The sequence below is a fragment of the Faecalicoccus pleomorphus DSM 20574 genome (genome assembly GCF_000420345.1).
GTDB classification, from domain to species: domain Bacteria; phylum Bacillota_I; class Bacilli_A; order Erysipelotrichales; family Erysipelotrichaceae; genus Faecalicoccus; species Faecalicoccus pleomorphus.
The window spans coordinates 18562-42409 of record NZ_ATUT01000009.1 but is presented as its reverse complement, the minus strand read 5'-3'; the positions used below and the strand labels follow the sequence as shown (position 1 = coordinate 42409).

Annotated in this window: 22 protein-coding genes and 1 other annotated feature; of the genes, 21 read left to right on the top strand and 1 reads right to left on the bottom strand. The window is 39.7% G+C overall.

Translation table 11 applies throughout. The features are described from left to right. Positions 1–191: 191 nt before the first annotated feature. The 16 genes from thrS (at position 192) to G413_RS11060 (ending at position 16639) form a co-directional block, all read left to right on the top strand. A complete protein-coding gene (thrS, locus tag G413_RS0105430; RefSeq protein WP_022789912.1) occupies positions 192–1940 on the top strand; it encodes a threonine--tRNA ligase in 1749 nt (582 codons plus the stop codon). Next, entirely contained in the window at positions 1922–2845 is a 924-nt protein-coding gene (locus tag G413_RS0105425) for a hypothetical protein (protein ID WP_022789911.1), read from the top strand. The genes thrS and G413_RS0105425 overlap by 19 nt, the downstream gene beginning before the upstream one ends. Positions 2846–3002: 157 nt before the next feature. Further along, positions 3003–3263 carry a co-chaperone GroES gene (locus G413_RS0105420; protein ID WP_022789910.1) on the top strand — a complete coding sequence of 87 codons (261 nt, stop codon included), beginning with the start codon at positions 3003–3005 and terminating at the stop codon, positions 3261–3263. Between the two features lie 11 nt (positions 3264–3274). Continuing rightward, positions 3275–4888, top strand: a complete 1614-nt coding sequence (gene groL / locus G413_RS0105415; RefSeq protein WP_022789909.1) for a chaperonin GroEL — start codon at positions 3275–3277, stop codon at positions 4886–4888. 377 nt (positions 4889–5265) lie between these two features. Then, positions 5266–5532 (top strand): hypothetical protein, encoded by a 267-nt coding sequence (locus G413_RS0105410; protein ID WP_022789908.1) that lies wholly within the window; start codon positions 5266–5268, stop codon positions 5530–5532. 58 nt (positions 5533–5590) lie between these two features. Then, positions 5591–5841: a binding site (T-box leader), on the top strand. Between the two features lie 53 nt (positions 5842–5894). Next, positions 5895–7568 (top strand): 2-isopropylmalate synthase, encoded by a 1674-nt coding sequence (locus G413_RS0105405; protein ID WP_022789907.1) that lies wholly within the window; start codon positions 5895–5897, stop codon positions 7566–7568. 3 nt (positions 7569–7571) lie between these two features. Then, entirely contained in the window at positions 7572–8831 is a 1260-nt protein-coding gene (leuC, locus tag G413_RS0105400; RefSeq protein ID WP_022789906.1) for a 3-isopropylmalate dehydratase large subunit, read from the top strand. A 3-nt stretch (positions 8832–8834) separates the two neighbouring features. Then, positions 8835–9323 (top strand): 3-isopropylmalate dehydratase small subunit, encoded by a 489-nt coding sequence (gene leuD / locus G413_RS0105395; protein WP_022789905.1) that lies wholly within the window; start codon positions 8835–8837, stop codon positions 9321–9323. 4 nt (positions 9324–9327) lie between these two features. Beyond that, complete coding sequence (leuB, locus tag G413_RS0105390) at positions 9328–10404, top strand: 3-isopropylmalate dehydrogenase (protein WP_022789904.1); 1077 nt, start codon at positions 9328–9330, stop codon at positions 10402–10404. A 55-nt stretch (positions 10405–10459) separates the two neighbouring features. After that, the gene (gene rdgB, locus G413_RS0105385) at positions 10460–11041 is read left to right on the top strand and encodes an RdgB/HAM1 family non-canonical purine NTP pyrophosphatase (RefSeq protein ID WP_022789903.1); all 582 of its coding nucleotides are present in this window, start codon (positions 10460–10462) and stop codon (positions 11039–11041) included. Further along, positions 11038–11559 (top strand): tRNA (cytidine(34)-2'-O)-methyltransferase, encoded by a 522-nt coding sequence (locus G413_RS0105380; protein WP_022789902.1) that lies wholly within the window; start codon positions 11038–11040, stop codon positions 11557–11559. Before rdgB ends, G413_RS0105380 begins: the two co-directional genes overlap by 4 nt. Further along, positions 11537–12091, top strand: coding sequence for a hypothetical protein (locus tag G413_RS0105375; RefSeq protein WP_022789901.1), 555 nt, complete (start codon positions 11537–11539; stop codon positions 12089–12091). The genes G413_RS0105380 and G413_RS0105375 overlap by 23 nt, the downstream gene beginning before the upstream one ends. A 222-nt stretch (positions 12092–12313) precedes the next feature. After that, positions 12314–13555: an NlpC/P60 family protein gene (locus G413_RS0105370; protein WP_022789900.1), complete on the top strand. Its 1242-nt coding sequence runs from the start codon at positions 12314–12316 to the stop codon at positions 13553–13555. A gap of 138 nt (positions 13556–13693) precedes the next feature. Beyond that, the gene (locus G413_RS0105365; protein ID WP_022789899.1) at positions 13694–14893 is read left to right on the top strand and encodes a M16 family metallopeptidase; all 1200 of its coding nucleotides are present in this window, start codon (positions 13694–13696) and stop codon (positions 14891–14893) included. Then, a complete protein-coding gene (yfmH, locus tag G413_RS0105360) occupies positions 14880–16142 on the top strand; it encodes an EF-P 5-aminopentanol modification-associated protein YfmH (RefSeq protein ID WP_022789898.1) in 1263 nt (420 codons plus the stop codon). Before G413_RS0105365 ends, yfmH begins: the two co-directional genes overlap by 14 nt. Positions 16143–16324: 182 nt before the next feature. Next, the gene (locus tag G413_RS11060; protein ID WP_051130165.1) at positions 16325–16639 is read left to right on the top strand and encodes a single-stranded DNA-binding protein; all 315 of its coding nucleotides are present in this window, start codon (positions 16325–16327) and stop codon (positions 16637–16639) included. A gap of 109 nt (positions 16640–16748) precedes the next feature. Here the strand turns inward: G413_RS11060 and rpsD are convergent, their stop codons facing one another. After that, positions 16749–17357: a 30S ribosomal protein S4 gene (gene rpsD / locus G413_RS0105350; protein WP_022789896.1), complete on the bottom strand. Its 609-nt coding sequence runs from the start codon at positions 17355–17357 to the stop codon at positions 16749–16751. A 273-nt stretch (positions 17358–17630) separates the two neighbouring features. Here rpsD and G413_RS0105345 point away from each other — a divergent pair, with 273 nt between their 5' ends. From G413_RS0105345 to rlmD, 5 genes are read left to right on the top strand one after another with little or no spacing between them, the layout of a single operon-like run. Further along, on the top strand, positions 17631–19406 hold the full coding sequence (locus G413_RS0105345) for a septation ring formation regulator EzrA (RefSeq protein ID WP_022789895.1): 1776 nt from the start codon (positions 17631–17633) through the stop codon (positions 19404–19406). Position 19407: 1 nt separating this feature from the next. Then, positions 19408–20538 (top strand): cysteine desulfurase family protein, encoded by a 1131-nt coding sequence (locus tag G413_RS0105340; protein WP_022789894.1) that lies wholly within the window; start codon positions 19408–19410, stop codon positions 20536–20538. Then, a complete protein-coding gene (gene thiI, locus G413_RS0105335) occupies positions 20522–21712 on the top strand; it encodes a tRNA uracil 4-sulfurtransferase ThiI (protein ID WP_022789893.1) in 1191 nt (396 codons plus the stop codon). The genes G413_RS0105340 and thiI overlap by 17 nt, the downstream gene beginning before the upstream one ends. 57 nt (positions 21713–21769) lie before the next feature. Beyond that, on the top strand, positions 21770–22543 hold the full coding sequence (locus G413_RS11055; RefSeq protein WP_022789892.1) for a methyltransferase domain-containing protein: 774 nt from the start codon (positions 21770–21772) through the stop codon (positions 22541–22543). Next, a complete protein-coding gene (rlmD, locus tag G413_RS0105325) occupies positions 22540–23844 on the top strand; it encodes a 23S rRNA (uracil(1939)-C(5))-methyltransferase RlmD (protein WP_022789891.1) in 1305 nt (434 codons plus the stop codon). Before G413_RS11055 ends, rlmD begins: the two co-directional genes overlap by 4 nt. Positions 23845–23848 lie beyond the last annotated feature (4 nt).

Here is a 23848-nt window from a genome sequence, read left to right as displayed (position 1 = left end):
AGTGGCTGGTGAAAACTTTCTGACAAAACTGTTGTTTACTCCCTTTGAATTGCCCTTGAAAAAGTGAGCCGTACTCTTGCGTTAAAAGAAAATGAGGTGCACATAGATTTCTATGTGAACAAAGGTGGTACCGCGTGCGACAGACGTCCTTTGGATGACTGTCGCTTTTTATATGGAAAAGGAGATTATGTATGGAATTAGTGAATGTACTGGAAGATGAATATCTTTCCAAATTGAATCACTCTTGTGCGCACATGATGGCACAAGCTGTGAAACGTCTGTATCCACAGGCTAAGTTCTGGGTAGGGCCTGTCATTCAGGATGGATTCTACTACGATATGGATTTAGGGGATGTCAGTTTAAATGATGCCGATCTGGAAAAGATCTCCAAAGAGATGAAAAAGATCGCCAAGGATGGAAAGCGTATTGTGCGTAAAGAAGTATCCAAAGCTGAAGCACAGGAAATGTTCAAAGACGATCCTTATAAAGAAGATTTGATTCAGGATCTAGAAGATGGAACGATTACGGTGTATTCGCAGGGAGAATTTACGGATCTTTGCCGTGGGCCCCATGTCGATAGTGTTAAAGAATGTAAGAACTTTAAGCTGTTGAAGCATTCTGGCGCGTATTGGAAAGGCGATGCCAAAAATAAACAGCTGCAGCGTGTGTATGGAATTTGTTTTCCAACAAAAGAAGAACTGGAAGCGCATTTGGAAGCGTTGGAAGAAGCGAAAAAACGAGATCATAAAAAGTTGGGAAAAGAAATGGGCTTGTTTATGGTATCGGAATATGCGCCAGGTATGCCGATCTTCCTGCCTAACGGTATGATTCTGCGAAATGTGTTGGAACAGTTCTGGTATGAAGAACATGCCAAAGAAAATTATAAATTTATTAAAACGCCGATCATCATGTCGCGTGAGTTGTGGGAAACTTCTGGTCACTGGGATCACTATAAAGACAATATGTACACGACAATGGTTGATGATCGTGAATTTGCAATCAAGCCGATGAACTGCCCGGGTGCTTTATTAGTCTATAACAATGATCTACATTCGTATAAAGATCTGCCGCTTCGTATGGGAGAATTAGGACAGGTACATCGTCATGAAGCCAGTGGGGCTTTGAATGGCTTGTTCCGTGTTCGTACATTTACACAGGATGATGCCCATATCTTTGTGATGCCTGATCAGATCGAAGAAGAAGTTAAAAACGTATTGATGTTGATTGATCGTATGTATGGCGTATTTGGACTTTCTTATGATATTGAGTTATCTACTCGTCCGGAAGAAGGTTATATCGGAAGCGAAAAAATTTGGGAACAGTCCGAAAAAGCGCTTGCCAATGCATGTCGTTATGCCGGTAAGGACTTCAAGGTGAATCCGGGCGATGGTGCATTCTACGGACCGAAGCTGGATATCCATATCAAGGATAGCTTAGGTCGAGTTTGGCAGTGTGGTACCGTACAGTTGGATATGAATCTGCCGGAACGTTTTGGCGCAACGTATGTGGATTCCGAAGGTAAAAAACAAACGCCGATCATGCTGCATCGAGTTGTCTATGGTTCTATCGAACGTTTTATTGGAATTTTGATCGAACACTTTGGCGGACATTTCCCATTGTGGTTGGCTCCACAGCAGTTTGTCGTAATTCCGGTTCATCAGGAAAAACATCTGGACTATGCCAAGAAAGTTGTAGAAGCTTTACAAGCACAGGGTATGCGTGTACAGTTAGATGATCGTAATGAAAAATTAGGCTATCGTGTACGTGAAGCCCAGATGAAAAAGGTGCCTTACCAGATCGTTGTCGGTGATGGAGAAATGGAAAACGAAACGGTAACGATCCGTAAGAGTGGTTCTAAAGAATCCACTACGGTTGCTTTACAGGAAGCATTGGAAAAATTCACTAAAGAGGTAGAAGATAAATGTTTATTCAACAAGTAAAAAAAGGAACTAAACTGGCATTGACCGCTGCACTGGCATTTGCGATGACAGCCTGCTCTTCGTCAACGCCAAAGGAAGAAACAGTAGAACCGGTTTCAATTTTATGTCCGACCGGTGCGCCGGCTTTAAGTATTCAGGGAGCGGCTGATCTGGAAGATGTAAGCATCGAATATGTGGATGGAAGCGATCTTCTGACATCAGAATTGGCAAAGGAAGATGGAGAATACGATATTATCGTAGCGCCAACGAATTTAGGTGCCAAGGTGTACAGTGAAAGTGAAAGCTATAATCTGGATGCGGTACTGACATGGGGAAATCTATATCTGGTAGGACCGGAAGGTATCGATTTAAAAACGGCTTCCATTGCGGCTTTTGGGCAAAATGCCGTACCGGGTCTTGTCTTTAATCAGGTGGAAGAAGAAGGCTTAAATGTTACATGGTATTCTTCGGCTGCCGAAGCACAACAGGCTTTATTGACTGGTCAGCAGCAGGTTGCCTTATTGGCACAGCCAGTTGCACAGGCAACCATTGCCAAAGCGAAAGAAAATGGTAAAGAGTTCAGTGTACTGCAAGATCTGCAGGCATTATGGCAGGAGAAAACAGGCAGTGAGGATGCAGGTTATCCACAGGCTTCCCTGTTTGTCAAAGCCGATGAACAAGAAAAAGTAAGTCGTGTTCTGGAAGGTATTGAAACCTTTATTGCGGATGCCGATGAAGATACATTGACCAGTGCCATCGACAAAGCTGGTGCGGATACTCTAGGTTTGCCAAACACACAAATTGCGGTCAAGACATGGAAACAACAAAACATTCGCTATGTCAAAGGCAAAGATGCCAAAGAAGATATCGAGAACTTCTTAAAGGTATTTAAAATGGAATTGCCAAAAGGCTTGATTGCTGAATAGGTACAGAAGAATTTGATAGTAAGAACTCCTGAGGAAACTTGGGAGTTTTTTTGTAAAAGTTTTTAAAATTCTTTAGCAAACCTATTGCACAAGTGCTAAAAGTGTGTATAATATATTTAGCACATAGATAAAGGGAGTGCTAAAGGAGGAATTAAGCATGTTGAAACCTTTACATGACTATGTATTACTGGAAAAAGAAAAAGTAGAAAAAACAACAAGTTCAGGAATTATCCTGACAAGTGGTAAAGAAAAATCAAAGTTGGCGGTTGTAAAAGCTATCGGTACTGGAGTAGAGAAACCGGAATATAAAGTCGGTGATCGTGTATTATATCGTGAATATGCTGGTACAAATATGAAAGTAGATGATGAAGAATTTATCGTGATCAAAGATGAAGATATCATCGCTTGTGAAGGATAGGAGGAAAGAACATGGCTAAAGAAGTACGTTTTTCTAAAGATGCCCGTGAGGCAATGTTAAAGGGTGTTAATACACTGGCGAATGCTGTTCGTGTTACATTAGGTCCAAAAGGTCGTAATGTAGTATTGGAAAAAGAATATGGTTCACCACTAATTACAAATGATGGTGTAAGTATTGCCAAAGAAATTGAATTGGAAGACAAATTTGAAAATATGGGTGCCAAACTGGTTTATGAAGTAGCTAATAAAACCAATGATACAGCTGGTGATGGTACAACAACAGCTACGATTCTGGCACAGAGCATGATTGAAAATGGTTTGAAATTAGTTGATCGTGGAGCTAATCCGGTTTTGATGCGTGAAGGTATTGAAAAAGCCGCAAAAGAAATTGCTGCTTACATCTTAGATCATGCCAAGAAAGTAGAAAGCACACATGATATTCAAAATGTAGCTGCGATTTCTTCAGGAAGTGAAGAAATTGGTAAGTTAATTGCCAACGCAATGGATAAAGTAGGACGTGACGGTGTGATTTCTACAGATGATTCCAATGGATTTGAAGATGAATTGGAAATCAGTGAAGGTATGCAGTATGACAAGGGATATGTTTCTCCATACATGGTTTCTGATCGTGAAAAGATGGAATGTACAATGGAAAATCCATATGTTATGGTAACCGATCAGAAAATCACAAATATTCAGGAAATCTTGCCGGTATTGGAACAGATCGTTCAAAGCAATCGTGCTTTATTGATCATTGCCGATGATTATGAAAATGAAGTTACTTCTACATTGGCATTGAATAAATTACGTGGAACTTTCAATGTTGTTGCGACAAAAGCACCTGGATTTGGTGATAACCAGAAAGAAATGCTGCAGGATATTGCGACATTGACAGGTGCTACATTCTACTCAAAAGATTTGCAGATGGAATTAAAAGAACTGCAGTTATCTGATTTAGGTACAGTAAAGAAATTGGTTGTGACAAAAGATAACACAACAATGATCGGTGGTGCCGGAGATAAAGATGCCGTAGAAGCTCGTGTACATGAAATTGAAGCACAGATTGAAAATACAAAGAGTGATTATGATAAGAAACGTTTACAGGAACGTTTAGGTAAATTGTCAAATGGTGTTGCCGTAATCAAAGTTGGTGCCATGACTGAAAGTGAATTGAAAGAAAAGAAACTTCGTATTGAAGATGCTTTGAACTCTACACGTGCTGCTGTTGAAGAAGGTATTGTTGTCGGTGGTGGAGCTGCCTTAGTTTCTGCCTACTCTGCTTTAAAGGATAAAGTAAAGAGTGATGTAGTCGATGTACAAAAAGGTATCAAGATCGTATTTGATGCATTGTTAGCTCCAATTGCTCAGATTGCCGATAATGCCGGATACAATGCTGAAGATATCGTTTCTGAACAATTAAAGGCAACCGAAAATCAGGGATTTGATGCCAAGAACGGCGAATGGGTTGATATGATTGAAGCTGGTATCATTGATCCATGTAAAGTAACACGTAATGCGTTATTGAATGCCGCCAGCATTTCCGCACTGTTTATTACAACAGAAGCCGGTGTTGCCAAAATTCCGGAACCCGAAAAAGAAATGCCAATGCCTCAGGGAATGTATTAATAGGTGATCAAGGATGGGAAACCATCCTTTTTTTGTTTATCCTAGAAAACAAATAGTTCTATCGTGAAATATAAGCAAGAGGTACTCGATGGACAATAAGAAAAAAACAAGCGATCTTATATATAATTTCATTTATACTGGGGTATATGATTTATCGCTATGTTTCTTTAAGCATGATCTATAGCTTGTACAATTAAGATTCAGTGGGAAAAGCTTTGGTGTTGTATCTGATCCATGTGGCAGTATTCCTTTATATTTTTAAAAGAATCATTCATATTTCTGTATATCGGCGGAAAAAATATTCTTTCTTTTTTTTATCTTGTTTTGCTCTTTATGGTTTACTTTGATCGTCCGGAGCTTCTCAATCGTAAAATAGAATGGACGCTACTGAATTTGTCAGAGGAAAGTTGGATGATCTATATTTTGAATATATAGATTTTCCTTCCTTTTTGTACTTTGACAAAGTGGACATTTCATCAAGGGAACTTGAAACAAATCACGATTTTCTTTATACTGTTTGCTTTGTTGATCGAGGGGATACAATGGATATCGTTGCGATGCATATGGGATGGATTCGATTTGATCCTCTATACGATTGTTTTTTTATTGGGGATGACTTTGAAAATTTACATTACTTAATGTAAAAAGTTACATTTTGGTGTTGAAATCTTTAAATACTCTTGATATACTTCAACTAAGTTAAAAAATGCGATGACAGGGAGCTGTCAAAAAATGATGTTTTTAAGAGAGCGATTGGCTGGTGAAAAATCGTAAATATCTTTTTGACACACTCACCCTTGAGCAGCTTTACTGAAACAAGTAAGTAAAGACGGAAACTCACCGTTATCAGGAGAAAACAATTCGCATTAGCTGATTGTAATGAGTGGTTACTAGTTTGTGACAATGAGAGTGGTACCGCGGGAAACTATGGTGTTATAGTCCTCGTCTCTCAAGGCATAAGTCCTTGGGGATGAGGACTTTTTATTGGTTAAAGGAGATTGAAAACATGATGGATGCAAGTAAGTATGCCCCAGGTTATTATCCGCCAAAGGAAAATGAATATCGCTGGGTCAAAAAGGATCACATTGAAAAGGCACCGGCCTGGTGTTCAGTTGATCTAAGAGATGGAAACCAGGCATTGATCGTACCGATGTCTTTGGAAGAAAAACTTGAGTTTTATCAGATGTTACTGGAAATCGGGTTTAAGGAAATCGAAGTAGGTTTTCCGGCTGCCAGTCAAACGGAGTATGAATTCTTGCGAACGATCATTGAAAGAAATATGATTCCGGAAGATGTAACAGTACAAGTATTGACACAGTGTCGTGATCATATTATTCGCAAGACATTTGAAGCAGTCAAAGGGGCACCTCGTGCTGTGATTCACTTCTATAATTCAACGAGTGTGGCACAAAGAGAACAAGTTTTCCAAAAATCAAAAGAAGAGATCAAACAAATTGCCGTGGAGGGTGCCAAGTTAGTAAAGAAGCTGTCCGAAGAATATGAAGGAAATTTCCTGTTTGAGTATTCTCCGGAATCTTTTACAGGCACTGAACCAGATTACGCTTTGGAAGTTTGTAACGCGGTTTTGGATGTGATGCAGCCAACAGTGGATCGACCGATGATTATCAATTTACCGGTAACAGTGGAGATGAGCTTGCCGCATGTGTATGCCAATCAGATCGAATATTGTTCAGATCGTTTGAAATATCGTGATGCGGTTATCTTATCGACACATCCGCATAATGATCGCGGAACCGGTGTAGCGGATACCGAACTGGCTTTGTTGGCCGGGGCGCAGCGTGTAGAATGTTGTTTATTTGGTAATGGGGAACGTACCGGAAATGTGGATGCGATCACATTGGCCATGAACATGTATTCGCATGGAGTCGATCCCAAACTGGATTTCTCCAATATGCCACATATTTGTGAAGTATATGAGCGCGTCACAAGAATGAAAGTCAACGATCGTCAGCCTTATGCCGGCAGTCTTGTATTTGCGGCTTTTTCTGGATCACATCAGGATGCCATTGCCAAAGGCATGCACTATCGTAAAGAACATCATCAACATCAATGGAACTGTCCGTATTTGCCAATCGATCCAACAGATGTAGGACGTACATATGATGCGGATGTGATTCGTGTAAATTCACAAAGTGGAAAAGGTGGGATCGGGTATATTCTGGAAGAAAGTCACGGATTCCATTTACCGCCTAAGATGCGTGAAGATTTCGGATATGTTGTCAAAGATATCAGTGATAAAAATCACAAGGAATTAAAGCCGGAGGAAATTTATCAAGTCTTTAATGAGACGTATTGTAACAAGATGATGCCGCTACACATCGTAGAAGCTCATTATATTCAACAAAAGGGCAATAACATTACCGCCATGTTGAGTATTGAAAAAGATGGGCAGATGCATGAATGTAGTGCCAAGGGAAATGGTCGTTTGGATGCCGTCAGCAATGCCATCAAACTGGAAATGGGTTACAGCTATGCCTTAGAAACATATACTGAGCATTCTTTGGAAGATATGGGCAGTGGTTCACAGGCTGTCAGCTATATCGGTTTGAAGTGGAAAAACGGTTCTACCAGCTGGGGTGCCGGGTTAGATACCGATATCATTCGTTCCGGTATCAAGGCATTAGTTTCGGCCATCAACAATAAGCCGCAGGAGGATTAAACTATGGCAATGACAATGACACAAAAGATTCTGGCAGCACATGCCGGATTAGAGGAAGTAACAGCCGGCCAGCTGATCATGGCTGATTTGGATGGTGTGTTGGGAAATGATATCACAACTCCGGTAGCCATTCAGGAATTTGAAAAGGCTGGATTTGATAGCGTATATAATAAAGAAAAGATCAATGTTGTATTGGATCACTTTGTTCCTAATAAAGACATCAAAGCGGCTAAGCAGTCAAAGACTTGTCGTGATTTCTGTCATAAACATTCCATCAAGAATTTCTTTGATGTGGGAAAGATGGGAATTGAACATGCTCTTTTACCGGAGCAGGGAATCGTAACGGCCGGGGATTGTATTATCGGTGCCGATTCTCATACATGTACGTATGGAGCTTTGGGTGCTTTTAGTACCGGTGTTGGCTCGACTGACATGGCAGCGGGCATGGCCACCGGAAAAGCCTGGTTTAAAGTACCGGAAGCCATCCAGGTCGTTTTAAAAGGAAAATTATCTCCGTTTGTTTCCGGAAAAGATGTGATCTTACATTTGATTGGCTTGATCGGTGTTGATGGCGCTTTGTATCGTTCTTTAGAATTCTGTGGGGAAGGCATTTCTTCTTTAAGCATGGATGATCGCTTGTGTATTTGTAATATGGCGATTGAAGCTGGTGCCAAAAACGGCATTTTCCCGGTAGATGATATCACGATTCAATATATGGAAGGGCGCTCGCAAAGACCATGGAAGGTGTATGAAGCGGATGATGATGCTTCGTACGTCAAAACGATTGAAATTGATCTTTCTTCTTTGGAACCGACTGTTTCCTATCCGCATTTACCGGAAAATACACATTTGGCTAAAGAAGGAAAGAATATTAAGATTGATCAGGTTGTAATTGGATCTTGTACCAATGGTCGTTTGGAAGATATGGAAGCGGCCTATCAGATCCTTCATGGAAAAAAGGTGGCACCGGATGTGCGTGTGATCATCATTCCGGCTACAATGGCTATTTATAAAGAATGTCTTCGCCGTGGTTATACGGAAAGTTTTATTGATGCCGGTTGTGTGGTTTCCACACCAACCTGTGGACCATGTTTAGGTGGACATATGGGTATTCTGGCTGAAAACGAACGTTGTGTATCCACGACCAATCGAAACTTTGTCGGACGTATGGGCGATATATCCAGTGAAGTTTATTTAGCCAGCCCATATACGGCTGCAGCCAGTGCGCTGACTGGAACGATTACAGATCCAAGGGAGGTATAATTGATGGAGAACGCAAAAGGAACCGTATTTAAATATAAGGATAATGTCGATACCGATGTCATCATACCGGCACGATATTTAAACACAGCCAACGCTAAAGAACTGGCCAGTCATTGTATGGAAGATATCGATACTTCTTTTGTGCAAAAGGTAAAAAGTGGCGATATCATGGTGGCCGGATGGAACTTTGGCTGTGGATCATCCAGAGAGCATGCACCACTTGCCATCAAGACGTGTGGTATCAGTGTGGTCATTGCCAAAAGCTTTGCCCGCATTTTCTATCGCAATGCCATCAATATCGGACTTCCGATTCTGGAGTGTGAAGAAGCAGCCGATCAGATTCAGGCTGGTGATGAAGTGACGGTGGATTTTAACACCGGGATCATCACGGATCTCACACAGAACAAAGAATGGCAGGCACAGCCGTTTCCGCCATTTATTCAAAACATCATTGATAAAGGTGGCTTGATGGCCAGTCTTAAGGAGAAATAAACGTATGGAAAAGAAAATTGGTGTAATTCGAGGCGATGGTTCTTCTCCGGAAATTGTGCTGGAAGCGTTGCGTGTGCTACAAAAAATTGAGTCGTTGTTCTCACATCACTTTACCTTTGAAGAAATCGCTATGGGTGGTGCTGCCATTGATAAATATGGAGAACCTTTGCCACAGCATGAGCTGGAGAAGTGTCTGGCGTGTGATTCAGTCTTGTTGGGGGCTATCGGTGGGCCTAAATGGGAAGGCTTACCAGGTGAAAAGCGACCGGAAAAAGGATTGCTGAAGCTAAGAGCTGGTATGAAGCTTTATTCAAATAATCGTCCGGCTACTTTGTGGCCACAATTGGCTGATGCATCCCCATTAAAAAAGGAAATCGCGGATAAGGGCATTGATTTTGTGGTTGTGCGCGAGTTGATCGGTGGCGTTTATTTTGGAGAACACAAAACATTTATAGAAGATCAGGAAGAAAAAGCTGTGGATACCATGCCATACAGCTGGCATGAGATCGAACGAATTGGACGCATTGGTTTTGAAATGGCACAAAAACGGCGTAAAAAACTTTGTCTGGTCGATAAGGCTAATGTCTTGGATACTTCTCGTTTATGGCGTAAAGTCTTACAGTCGATCAAAGAAGACTATCCGGATGTAGAATACAGTGAGATGTTTGTGGATAACTGTGCTATGCAGATTTGTAAAGATCCCAGTCAGTTTGATGTGATCGTCACAGAAAATATGTTTGGTGATATTTTAAGCGATGAAGCTAGTCAGATCACGGGTTCAATCGGTATGATCCCCAGCAGTTCTTTAGGGGATGGCACAAGAGGCTTATATGAACCGATCCATGGTTCGGCACCAGATATTGCCGGTATGGATATCGTAAATCCTATTGCCTGTATTTTAAGCGCGGCGATGATGCTTCGATACAGCTTTGACATGGAAAAGGAAGCTTTGTGCATCGAACAGGCGGTGCATCGTGTGTTGGATGCCGGATATCGTACGCAGGATATTTATACGGAAGGTATGAAAAAAGTGGGTACCAAAGCTATGGGAGATGCGATCTTGGAAGCAATGCACGTATAAAGAGTTCAAATTGATTTGAGCTCTTTTTTTGTCTATAATGCTTGTGGTGATGAAAATGAAAACAATATGGATTGCGACTTCCAATATGCATAAAGTAGAAGAGTTTCAAAACATGTTACAAGGAAGGGCCAATGTAAAATGCTTAAAAGATCTTGATAAGAAGATTGAAATTGTAGAAGATGGAAAGACATTTGAAGAAAATGCACTGATCAAGGCACGTTGCTTATACCAGGTTTTAAAGGAACCAGTAATTAGTGATGACAGTGGGATTGAAGTCGATGCGATGGATAAAAGACCGGGTGTGTATTCAGCGCGCTTTATGGGCGAGGATACCGATTATGCGATCAAAAATCAGGCAATCATCGATGCGGTTAAAGGAAAAGTGAAGACAGCTCGTTATGTATGTGTGATTGCCTATATCGATGAAAATGGGCAGGAAAAAACATATAGGGCAACTATTGAGGGTGAGATCAATGATCGACCAGTCGGCAAAAAAGGCTTTGGGTATGATCCAATTTTTTATTATCCGCCGTTTCAAACAACTTTAGCCAGTGTTTCTGAAGAAAAGAAAAACAGTGTTTCCCATCGCGGTAAAGCACTGCAGATGTTTTTAAAGGATTTGGAGGCAACCTTATGATTCATGTTGTATTGTATGAACCGGAAATTCCTCAGAATACCGGTAATATCATTCGTACCTGTATGGCGACAAACTCTGTATTGCATTTGATTGAGCCATTAGGCTTTAGTCTGGATGAAAAACATTTGCGCCGAAGCGGCATGGACTATATCAAAGATGCCGAAATTCACATTCATAAAAACTGGCAGGCATTTATCGAACAATATCCCAGCAAGCATTACTATTTTATGACGCGTTATGGACATAAGGCCCCCAGCCAGTTTGATTTCACAAAGGAAAAGGGCGATATCTTTCTGGTGTTGGGAAAAGAGAGTACCGGTGTAGATAAGCACATTTTAAAAGATCATTTAGATACGTGCATGCGCCTTCCCATGGTGGCTAATGCCAGAAGCTTAAATTTAAGCAATTGTACGGCTATCGTTGTATATGAAGTCTTACGACAGCTTGGATATCCGGGTTTGAGTACAAATGAAGAATTAAAAGGAGAAGATTTCCTTGAAACTTTATCGTTTGATTGATTCTTTATGGAACAGCTTTGAGAAAAGAAGAAGGATATTGAGTCTGTTTGTCTTCTTGTACTGGTTTCTACAATATGTACTACAGGCTTTGTTCTTTCTTTCGCTAGTGCAGGTTCATGACTATCATTCCTTGTTTGCGTTTATGAAGGATATGGATTCTTATACCGGATCGATCCTGATTCGTATCGCTTATCGGTTTATTACCATACCAACAGTTTCTATCACATCCTTTTTAAGCAGTCTATGGAATGCCATGAGTTTTTTTGATCTTTTTTTTATACTGTTAACGATTCTATGGTTTTTACAGGCCAATAAGAAAAAAGCCAGTCTTTTTACAGGTGGTAATGTCTTGATGCTTATTGTGCTGTTTATCGGATTGATGATTGGTATGCGTGCTGATTCTATACAAAGTCTGATTCAATGTCTTCATGTTCTTTCTTTATGGAGCTTGGTGGCACATATCGTATTTATCGTGATTTTGATGTTTAATCTTGTACAAAATTGCTTAAAATGGGTCAAAACAAAGTCATAAATTGTCTTTATATAGTGAACAAGTGTATTTTTCATAAAAATTTTAAAATTTTTTAAAAAATCACATAATATCCCATAAAATACAAAAATATGCTTTAAATAAAGCTTTATCGTATTTTTGTATCAAAAAATGCAACCCAAAAATGGGACGGAAATACAGTGATTTTTTTGAGATTGGTGTCGAATATGTTATTCTATGGTTGTTGTATGAGAGGTGACAGTAATGAATTTTATCGAGAAACACAGCAAAATCTTGGCCGTTGCCCTCTGTGCTTGTGCATGTGGTCCAGTGCTTTCTACGGTATATGCCTATGAAACACAGCCTGGATGGCATGGAGAGGGAAAGAATCGAAGCTATGTTTTAGAATCGACACGTCAAGAGGCAACAGGATTAACTGAGATCAACGATGAATTGTACTACTTTGACCAGGATGGAAAACTTCAGTTTGGATGGCAGACTGTCGGAAACGATGTTTACTACTTCACATCTGAAGGAACAGCCGCAACTGGAAAAACTTCTTTGCAGGGTACAACGTATAATTTCCAGGAAGATGGAATGCTTCTTCAAGGATGGCAGGATGACGGAACTTACTTTAATGATCAGGGTGAGCAAGTCAAAGCATCCTGGATGGAAATTGATGGCGTTAAGTACTATTTTGATGCAGAAGGATATTCCGTGACAGGTTGGCAGGACATCGAAGGTAAGAAATATTACTTTAACGAAGATGGTTCTATGGCAACAGGTCAGGTTACGGTAGATGGTACGACATACCATTTAACAGATGCCGGTGAATTGAAAACAGGATGGGTTACTGAAGGTGATAATTCATTCTACTACAATGAAAACGGTGAACAAGTCAAAGACCAGTCAATTGATATTGAAGGAAAGAAATATTTCTTTGATGCCAATGGTGTTATGTTGAAAGACACGACAAAAGATGGATATACAATTGCTTCTGATGGCGTAGCTACAGAAACAGTTGAAGAAAGTGCTCCGGTACAGGAAGAAACACAAACACAAGCACCTGCTCAATCACAAGAGCAGACACAGACTCCTGCACAGAGTACACCGCAGACTCCATCAAACAGTGGTTCTAACAATGGATCATCAAATAACAGTAGCGTACAGCAGCCACAAGCTCCATCAAACAGTGGTTCTGTAAGCTCCAGTGCAATTGCCAGTGCAGCTTTAGCACAGGTTGGTGTAAACCAGGATTGTACAATGTTAGTAACCAATGCATTAAAAGCAGTAGGAATCAACTTCCATGGTTGGCCAAGTGATTATGCTTCTTTAGGTAGCTGGACAAGCAATCCGGTACCAGGGGACATTATCATCTATAGTGGACATGTAGCCATTTATATTGGAAACGGTCAGGCCGTACATGGTGGATGGAACGGATATACAACAGTTGTATTCTCCGTTAACTGTTCCAATGCATTAGTTGGATATATCCACGTAGGATAGTCATCAAGTTCGAAAAGAAGGATTCGTTCCTTCTTTTTTTTGATCATGGAAGCTTTGTGCTTCCTTTTTCTTTTTGTAATGGATGAATAGAATGCAGAATCAATTGCGTCTAATGAATTTTATGGTAGAATACTTTTCATGAGGTTTATTAAAACAGATAAATTTGTTGACAATTCCATTTCGATTCGGATGTTTCTGCCATTTGAAAGAAAAACGATTACGGTTACAAATCTGGCATTACGAATGTTAAAGAGAAAGACGGAAGCCTTTCCTTCGTTACAGCAGGTTGCGTTAGCTTTAAATGAGGCATATAGCTTTCGTGTTTCCTTGCATATGACCGGTTTAGGAAACAGGTTAATGATCGAATACAGATTCCAATATCTTCAAAGCCAATACTGTCCGACAGGACTGGAGGATTCCGCCGTGTTAAAGATCATGGATCAGTTTTTGTTCCATCCATTGGTCGATGTGGCCAGTTTTGAAGAATGTAAAGCGCAATATGAGGACAAACTGCTTCGTCTGCAGGATGATCCGGATTATTTGAGCAGCTCACAATGTCTTTCTTTGTTGGATAAGGGACACACTAGCTCTATTTCGATTCAAGGCTATCAAAGTGATTTAGAAACACTTTCTTATCAAGATGTGCAAAAGAGGATTCACAAGATCATGTCTTTGAAAAAGCATGTTTATGTTTGTGGAAGGCCATCACAAGCCGTGTTGTCTTACCTGCAATCCATCGATGCTCCTTTAGAACCAGTGATGTCCATGCATCCATATCAGGGTACAGAATATAGAGAATCCTTTCTTCAAAAAGAGATTGCGCAGACTTCTTTGACAATGGCCTTTAAAACTAATATTACGATCAAGGAAAAGTTATCCTATCCATTAGTGCTTTTAAATTCTGTTTTAGGTCAATGTCCAAACAACCTTTTGTTTGATACGATTCGTGAAAAACATAGTTTGTGTTATGCGATTCATTCTTCACTGATTCGTTATGATGGTTTATTGTTGGTGCAGACAGGTTTATCCAAGGCAAATTTTGAACAGGTAAAGCTTTTGATACAGGATCAGATTCAAAGAATTCAATCGATGGATTATTCGGATGAACTTTTGGAAAATGCCAAAAAAGACTGGATCGATTCCATTCGAAGCATACAAGATCTGCCATTTTCGTGGATGGAACAAGTCTTTTCCGATGATTATTTACATCAAACAGCTTCCATTGCGCAAAGGATATCAAAGATTCAGCGGATCAAGAAAGAGGATATTGCTTTGGCAGCGCATAATTTATCGTTGTGTGCCTTAGCTTTGGTGGAGGAAAATGATGAAGAAGTATAATTTTGAATGGTTTTCAAAGACCTTGAAAAACGGGATGAAGGTGCTCCTTGTTCATAAGCCACAGTTTTCTCAGTCCTTTTTCTTGTTGGGGATAAAGGCCGGTGGTATGGATCTTTGTCAAAAGCGAGGGTTGGAACAATTGACATATCCCAGCGGATGCGCTCATTTTTTAGAACATCAGATGTTTCGTCTATATGGACAGGATGTGACAGATCAGTTTGCCGATCTGGGAGCCATGACCAATGCCTTTACCGGCTTGAGTGAGACGGCTTACTATTTTTCCACATCGTCCAATCCGGATAAACCATTATCTCTTTTAATGGATTTTGTGCAAAATCTGGATATTGATGAGGATAGTGTTGAAAAAGAAAAAGGCATTATTTTAAGTGAATACAATATGTATCAACAAAGTCCGGAAACAAGACTGATGAAGCTGGTATGGAATGCCTTATATCAAACGCATCCGATTCGGATTGATGTTTTAGGAAATCCGGAAGATATCGCATCCATGAAGGTTACAGATCTGGAAACGTTTTATAACGATCAGTATGATCCCCAAAATATGGTTCTGGTCGGGGTTACGGGAAAAGAGCCCTGTTTGTTGTTGAAAGAGATCGAGCAAAAACAGGAAAGCTATGATAAACACTTTTCACATCTAACAGAACGTGTTTTTTTAAAGGAACCGGATACGGTCGCCAAAGAGATCGTAGAAGATCGAATGGATATCAGTGTTCCTTATGTTGCTCTTGCCGTTAAGTTAAAACCGATCTTAGATCCTTTACAGGCAGCTTGTATAGATTTTGCGCTTCAAATGAGTTTAGATGCATGGTTTAGCTCTTTGAATCCGGACTTTCAATCATGGATGGATCAACGGATACTTACTACATCCTTTGGTGCAGAGTGTGAGATCACGTCGGACCATGCGTATTTGATGTTTTATGCGCAGACAAAGAAAACGGAAGAATTCTTTCAAATCGTAGAAGATGTTTTGTATAAGATGCAGACAAAAGCCATGGACGACTTAATTTTTAACAGTTTAAAGAATAAATCCTATGCACAGTCTTTACGCACCTTTGATCATTTTGAAAGTTTTGCGATCGACCTGTTTCAATCTGAGGTGCAGGGTGTCTCTTATTTTGAGCTTTTGGATACTATAGCTGCTGTAAAACGAGATGAGGTCTTTAAGATGGTTTCAAAGCTTGATCTATCTCATCAAAGCCGAGTTTATTTAAAAAACTATAATGAATGATAATTTGTATAAATCAATCCATATTACTTGTTTTTAGAGGACAATAGGTCTCTAATTTGACATAAAAACGAGCTGGTTAGAATAACTGGCTCGTTTGTTTTGTTTGATGAAAATGGCTATCCTATCCTCGAAGGCAGGTGATAAATATGGGAAGATACCCATACCGGATAGGGAGGTAAATGATGAATGTATTTTGTCTGGTAGGGCAGATCAAAGAGATGCCACAGCTTAGATCTATTCCTTCGGGAGAAAAGGTTTGTAATGTATTGTTGGAAGTAGAAAGACCGTATGCGAATGCTGATGGTGTGTATGAGTTGGATACATTTCAGATTGAGGTATGGCGAGGATTGGCAGAAACGCTTTGCAGTACGATGAAAACAGGCTCATGGATCACTGTAAAGGGAAGAATATCTTCACGCGCATATCACAAAGACGATAAAGTGTATTATAACAGTGTCTTTGTAGCTGAACATATTGGATTTATACATACTGCTTAAATAATTTTTACAATATAGGTCATAGGATTCACAGTTGTAATCTCCGTTTTTAAGTATTTAAAATTTGAAGATCAATAAAAAAATCTCTGCAGCAAGCAGAGATTTTTTATTAGCGGTTGTAGAACTCAACAACTAACAGTTCATTGATTGGCTGAGCTGTGAACAATTCGTTACGTTCAGGATAACGTGAATAAGTTCCTTTTTTAGCTTCTTTGTCAACATCAACGTAATCAACGATTGTAGTAGCGGCTTCTAATGCTTCGTTGATAGAAGCCATGTTTTTAGCACGTTCACGTACTTCGATCACCTGACCAGGTTTTACCTGGAAGCTAGGGATATCCACTTTCTTTCCATCTACAAAGATGTGTCCGTGGTTAACTAACTGACGGCTTCCGCGACGTGTACGGGCAAATCCCATACGGTAAACCAGGTTGTCCAAACGAGATTCCAACATGATCAAGAAGTTATGACCGGCAGAACCAGGTTTTTTACTTGCTTTCTTGTATGTGTTATAGAACTGTTTCTCGCTTAGCTGATACGTATGACGAATACGCTGTTTTTCCTGTAACTGAATACCATAGTTTGTTAATTTTACACGGCGACCTTTTCCGTGCTGACCTGGAGCATAAGGACGACGGTTCAGCTCTTCACCTGTTTCCAGGACGGAGAAGCCTAAACGACGAGACTTTTTCCAGATACTTCCTGTGTTTCTAGACATAATTTTCCTCCTATTGTTTTACTCTTCATAAAACAATAACAGTACAAATCACCACCAAGTGTGTTGTAACCGATCTTTTCCGCTATCAGCTATTAGCTTACTCACATCGCTATAAAGCTTACAACGCTGGCTTGACGGCTTTGTATGCTGCTATCAATTTATGCCTAGAAATCATACCAAATGTACCTTTATAAATCAAGAAAATTTGAAATGTTAATGCACAGAATATAAAGATTTGTTATAATATATGAGATTTATTTGGGAGGTACTGTCATGGATGCAGTTTTAGATATTTTTAATTCGTTCATTGATTTTATTAGTTCACATATATCAACGACCGTACTGGTATACATCGCCGTCGCTTTTTTGTTGTTGATCTTGATTTGGATCGTTTCCAGAATGATTCGTCGTCGTAAGGCAGAAAAACGTTTGACAGAGCTGGAAGTGGAAATCAATGAGATTCGCAATAACCAGTTGGCTTTTAAATTCAACAAAGCCAGTGCATTTGCCCGTGTCAATGATGATGTCATGGAACGTGTTAAGAATTTAACGACAAAATATAATACTTGCCAACAAAGTGTTTCTACAATTGAAGATTTATTTACGGATGCCGATCATCTGTTAGATTCTCGCCGTGCGAAAAAAGCCATGCGTAAAATGGATGAAATCGAATCTTTGATTGATGATACGAAAGAAAGAATTCGTATCGTGAACCAGAGCTTAGATCATATTTTGGAAAAGGAAAGCGAAGTTCGCGAGCTGGCCAGTGCTTTAAAAGAACGTTTCCGCAGTGTAAAAACTGTTTATCAGGATAATCGAAGCAGCTTCTATGGCGCTGCCGTTTTGATTGATGCCAAGTTGGAAGATATTGAGAATCAGTTTACAAATTTCGAAGAATGGATGTATGCTTCCGAGTTTAATAAGGCAAAAGATGAATGTGAAAAGATCAGTAAGCAGGTCGATACATTAAGCTCTGTGATCGCAGCCTATCCGGATCTGTATGAAAAGGCAAAGACCGTATTGCCTAGAGCCATTGAAGAAGTTGAACACAATGTTCAGACTATGGAGGCAAGCGGTTTAGATTTGAGCTATTTACAGCCAATGAATAAAGTAAGCGGATTTAAGGATCATGTGCAAAACGCATTGAGTTTATTAGATTCTGGTGAAGTAACCAAAGCTGATACATTGTTGAATGAAACAACCGATGCGGTTTTGGTATTACAGGATAACATTTCACAGGAACAGAGTGCTTATGAAGAAATTCATGGCGATTTAAATGCCAAGTTGGCCATCCTGGATCGTATTGAAGATGAATTATCTGAAATCAAAAGCTTGTATGCCAATATTAAAGATCGTTTTGGTCTCGAAGACTGGACGCAGCATTTCATGTTGGCGGATAAACAGTGTGCCACTTTAAAAGAGAAGAAACATTTGATTGAAACACAGTTGAATCAGGATGATAAAACAAGTGTGGATCTGATTCACAATTATCGTGCTTTTGTGCAGGAAGCTGATGAGTTTGAAAAACAGATTCAGTCCATGAAGAAAATGCTGGTAGGTGCCAGCAGTGATGAAAGTCGTGCGAAAAAGCAGTTGATCAAGCTACAGTTGATTTTAAATGAAGTTCGTTTGAATGCAGCGATTCGCCAGCTGCCAAGCATCTCCGGTCAATTTGATGATGATATCAAAGAAGGAGAACGCTTGATTCAAAGAGTGCGTGTAGTATTGGATCATAGTCCGTTAGATGTACAGACATTGAATGCAGATCTGCAGGATGCGATTGATTTTATCTATAAACTCTACAACAACGCTAATAACTTAACTGGTGTGGCAGTTATGGTGGAAAATGCGATCGTCTTTGGAAATCGTTTTAGAAGCAGCCATCCGGAAATGGATACAGAACTGACTAAGGCTGAATTGTATTTCCATAATGGTGAATATACAAAAGCCTTACGTATTGCGATTCAGGCCATTGAAAACATGCATCCGGGCATTTATGAAAAGCTGATTGCGAAAAAAGATCCGGCCGTGATGAATCAGGTGCAATAATATGATTTATTTTGATAATTCTTCGACAACCTCTGTACGTGCAGAGGTTTCTCGTATTTATGCCCAGTTGATACAGGAAGCGTATGCCAATCCGGATGCGATGCATACACCGGGGCGTGAGGTTTCAAAAATGATGGAAACATCTCGCAAAAAGATTGCCGAGATGTTGAAAGTTGCTTATGAAGAAGTGTTGTTTACTTCCAGCGCCAGTGAATCCAATTCATTGGCTATCATTGGTTACTGTTTGGCTAATTCACATCGAGGAAAGCACATTCTTTTATCCAATGCGGAACATGCCAGTGTGAGTCATTCTTTTGAATGGCTACAATCTATGGGCTTTGAAGTTGAATACTTGTCTATTGATGCCAGTGGCAAGGTTACACCGCAGGAGCTTAAAAACAAGATACGAAAAGATACGATTCTTGTATCTTGTATGCATGTCAACAATGAAATGGGAGCCATCAATCCAATCGATGAATTAGCCGATGTTGTTCATACGCATCCAACCTGCGTGTTTCATTGTGATTGTGTACAAAGCTTTTCTAAAATTGATATTCCTTTTGAAAAGCTAGATCTTGCGACATTTTCAATGCATAAGATCCACGGTTTAAAGGGAAGCGGTATCTTGATCAAAAAGAAGAAGGTTCAGCTTATGCCTTTGATTCAGGGGGGACAGCAGGAATTTGGCTTACGAGGCGGCACCAGCAATGCGCCTGTCAATATTTGTGCTGCCAAAACGATTCGTCTGGCTTTGCAGGAACAAAAAGCGTCTTATGATAAAGTTCAAAAGATCAATCAATATTTACGCAAAGAACTTGTAAAGATTCCCGGTGCGCACATCAATTCACCGGAAGATGCGATTCCTTATATCTTAAATGTGTCTTTTGATCAGATTACAAGCGAGGTTTTATTGAATGCCTTAAATCAGAAGGGTGTTTGTGTGAGCGCAAAAAGCACATGTTCTTCGCATTCAAAACATGCTAGTGCTATCTTGCTGCACATGGGATATGATGAAAAAATTGCGACACATATGATTCGTTTGTCTTTTGATAAGGACAACACGATAGAGCAGGCAAAAGAGTTTATAGAAATATGTAAGGAGATTTTAAAAAGTTATGGATTACAAATATGATCATATACTGATTCGATATGGGGAACTTTCTTTAAAGGGAAAGAACCGCAATACCTTTATAAAACAGCTTCATGAAAATATAAAAAAAGCAACGAAGGGTTTTCCGACATTGGAAATTGAACGCCAACATGATCGTATGTACATCTATTTACATGATGAGGATGCGAATCAAGTCAAAGATGTGATCGCAAAGGTGTTTGGTATTTCCTCGTTTAGTTTTGCGATCAAGACCAACAGCGATATGGATGAAATCATACAAGCATGTATGCAGACCCTGCCTTTGCAGGAAAAAAAGACTTTTAAAGTGGCGGCTCGTCGTTCGGATAAAAATTTCCCGATTATTTCGGATCAAATCAACCGTATGGTTGCAACATCGATCTTAAAAAACAGTGAATGGAAGGTCGATGTGCATAATCCTGATGTCAAGATTGTTATTGAGGTGCATGCGGATGCGACTTATATCATGACAGACAAGTATCCGGGGGCTGGTGGATATCCGGTTGGAGTGGGAGGAAAAGCCATGGTCCTTCTATCTGGTGGTATTGATTCGCCGGTCGCTTCGTATTTGATGATGAAACGTGGGGTTCGTATCGAATGCATTCATTATGCTTCACCACCTTATACCAGTGAGAATGCCAAAGAAAAAGTCATGGAACTCGCAAGACTGGTATCCGGCTATCAGGGCGATCTACTGGTGCATATTGTACCTTTTACTAACTTACAGCTTGCAATCTATCAAAATGCGGATGAAAGCTATGCCATTACATTGATGCGAAGGATGATGATGCGTATTGCGGCAGGTTTAGCACAAAACCGAAAAGCCCTGGCCATCTGTACCGGAGAGAGTGTAGGACAGGTTGCCAGTCAGACTTTGGAGAGCATGGTGGCCATCAATGAAGTTACAAACTTACCTATGATTCGTCCAGTCGTATGTATGGATAAAATTGAAATCATTGATCTGGCTAAAAAGATTGGTACATATGAAACCAGCATTTTACCTTATGAAGATTGTTGTACGATTTTCACACCGAAAAACCCTGTGACTAAACCAAGAGTGGATAAATGTAAACAATATGAAGCTCGTTTTGACTATGAAGCTTTAGTACAGGAATGTATTGAGAACGTGCAGTCGATCTGGGTACATCCTCAAAAAGAAGAGGGCGATTTATTTTAAGATTTCATCACAAGATGAAGTCTTTTTTCTTTTGTGGATTTGTTGTAAACTTTAGCTATGTTAATTTGTCCAAAATGTAAAGAGCCATTAGTTAAACAAGAAAAATGCTTTGTCTGTTCAAATCATCATGTCTATGATATCGCCAGGCAGAGCTATGTGAATTTATCAATGAAACAGAAAAAGCATTCCGGGGATAATGCGTTGATGGTTAAGGCGAGAAGCTCTTTTTTAGAAAGTGATGTTTATGATTTTATGCGTCAGTTTGTTTGTCAACAATTGTCAATATATGAAATCAAAACCTTACTGGATGCCGGCTGTGGGCAAGGTTATTATACAAAGGCATTTTCACAGATCGTACAAAGCTGTGTAGGTATCGATTTGAGTAAAGAAGCCATTCTATACGCTTCCAAACAAGATAAGAAGACACAATATATTGTCTCCAGCTTTTTTGATGCACCTTTTACCGATTCTTCTTTTGATGGTATCGTATCTATTTTTGTACCCCAGGCTGCTGATGAGTTTGCTCGTCTTCTACAAGAGAAAGGGATATGGATTGAAGTTGGGCCAGGTCCAAAACATTGTCTGGAATTAAAAGAAGTATTGTATCAAACGCCGTATCTCAATCCCATGTCGTCTAAAGAGCTTTCAAATTTTGAATTGGTAAAGGAAACTATTTTATCGCAGAAAAAATGGATAAAAGATTGTTGGAGCTTACTAGAGATGACACCGTATCGTTATAAAACACATCCTAAGGCTTTAGAAAAAGTAAAAGAACTACAAGGAATGGATGTGACTATAGAATTTTTAATTCGTATTTGGAGGAAAAAATGAAAACAACGATAAAAAAATGGGGAATCAATGCTGAAGGAATCGGTTATCTTCATCATAAACCGGTATTTATTAAAGGAGCACTTCCGGATGAAGTTGTTTCTTTTACGTTAGAAAAGGAAATGCCTCGATATAGTATCGGCCATCTGCAAAGCATTCTTAAAGAAAGTCCAAGGCGAAGAAAATCGCCATGTGCGTATGCCGACCAGTGTGATGGATGTGCCTTGATGCATGTAGATTATAAAGGCCAGTGTCTAATGAAGATGCAGATCTTAAAACAAACCTTAGCCAAGTATGCCGGTTATCGAGGAAAGATCAATCCTATAATCAAAAATGAGTCTGTATTAGGGTATCGAAACAGCTGTAAGATGCCAGTCAAACAAGTTGATGGAAAAATCAGATTGGGTATGTACAAAGCAGAATCTAATACTTTTGTTTCCATTCCACGATGTATTGTACATCAAAAAAGTTTGGAGCAAACCAGACAGATGCTGGAAAGTATTTTTAATACGTATTCGATGCAGGCGTATGATTTTCAAACAGAATCTGGATTACGCACCGTTGTCATCAAAGAATTTGAAGAAAAAATACAAGTTATTCTGGTAACGGGTCAAGATACTTTAGATGCAGAGATGTTAAAAGAAATCAGTCAACTTGAACAGGTTGTTTCTATATGGCAAAGTATTAAAACAGACAATAGTGTAGATATCTATGGGAAAGAAATGCGCTTATTGTATGGACAGAAAACAATGGAGTTGCATTTGGATGACTTGGTTCTGCAGCTTCTTCCACGTTCTTTTTTCCAGTTGAATACAAGACAAGCCTATCGTCTTTACCATTATGTCAAAGATTTGATACAGCCTTGTGATGTTTTAGTAGAAGCCTATAGCGGGATTGGAGCCATGAGCTTGATGCTTGCCAAAAAAGCTAAAAAGGTAATCGGTATTGAATATATTGAGGATGCCGTACAAAACGCAAATGAAAACGCACAGCGAAATCATTTGAAACATGTGTCTTTTGTTTGCGAGGACGCCGGAAAAGCTTTAAGGGACATGAAAGAAACTATAGATGCTTTGGTGGTAGATCCACCAAGAGCAGGACTAGATGCATTGATGAAGGAAGTCATCTTAAAAAAACAACCTAACCAGATTGTTTATGTTTCCTGTAATCCCAGTACATTGGCAAAAGATCTAAAGCAGCTACAAGAAGTCTATCAAATCAAATCTGTGCAGCCATTTGATATGTTCTCGCAGACTCAACATGTTGAGAGTGTTGTATTGATGGCGAAAAAAGAGGTTAAATAAATTA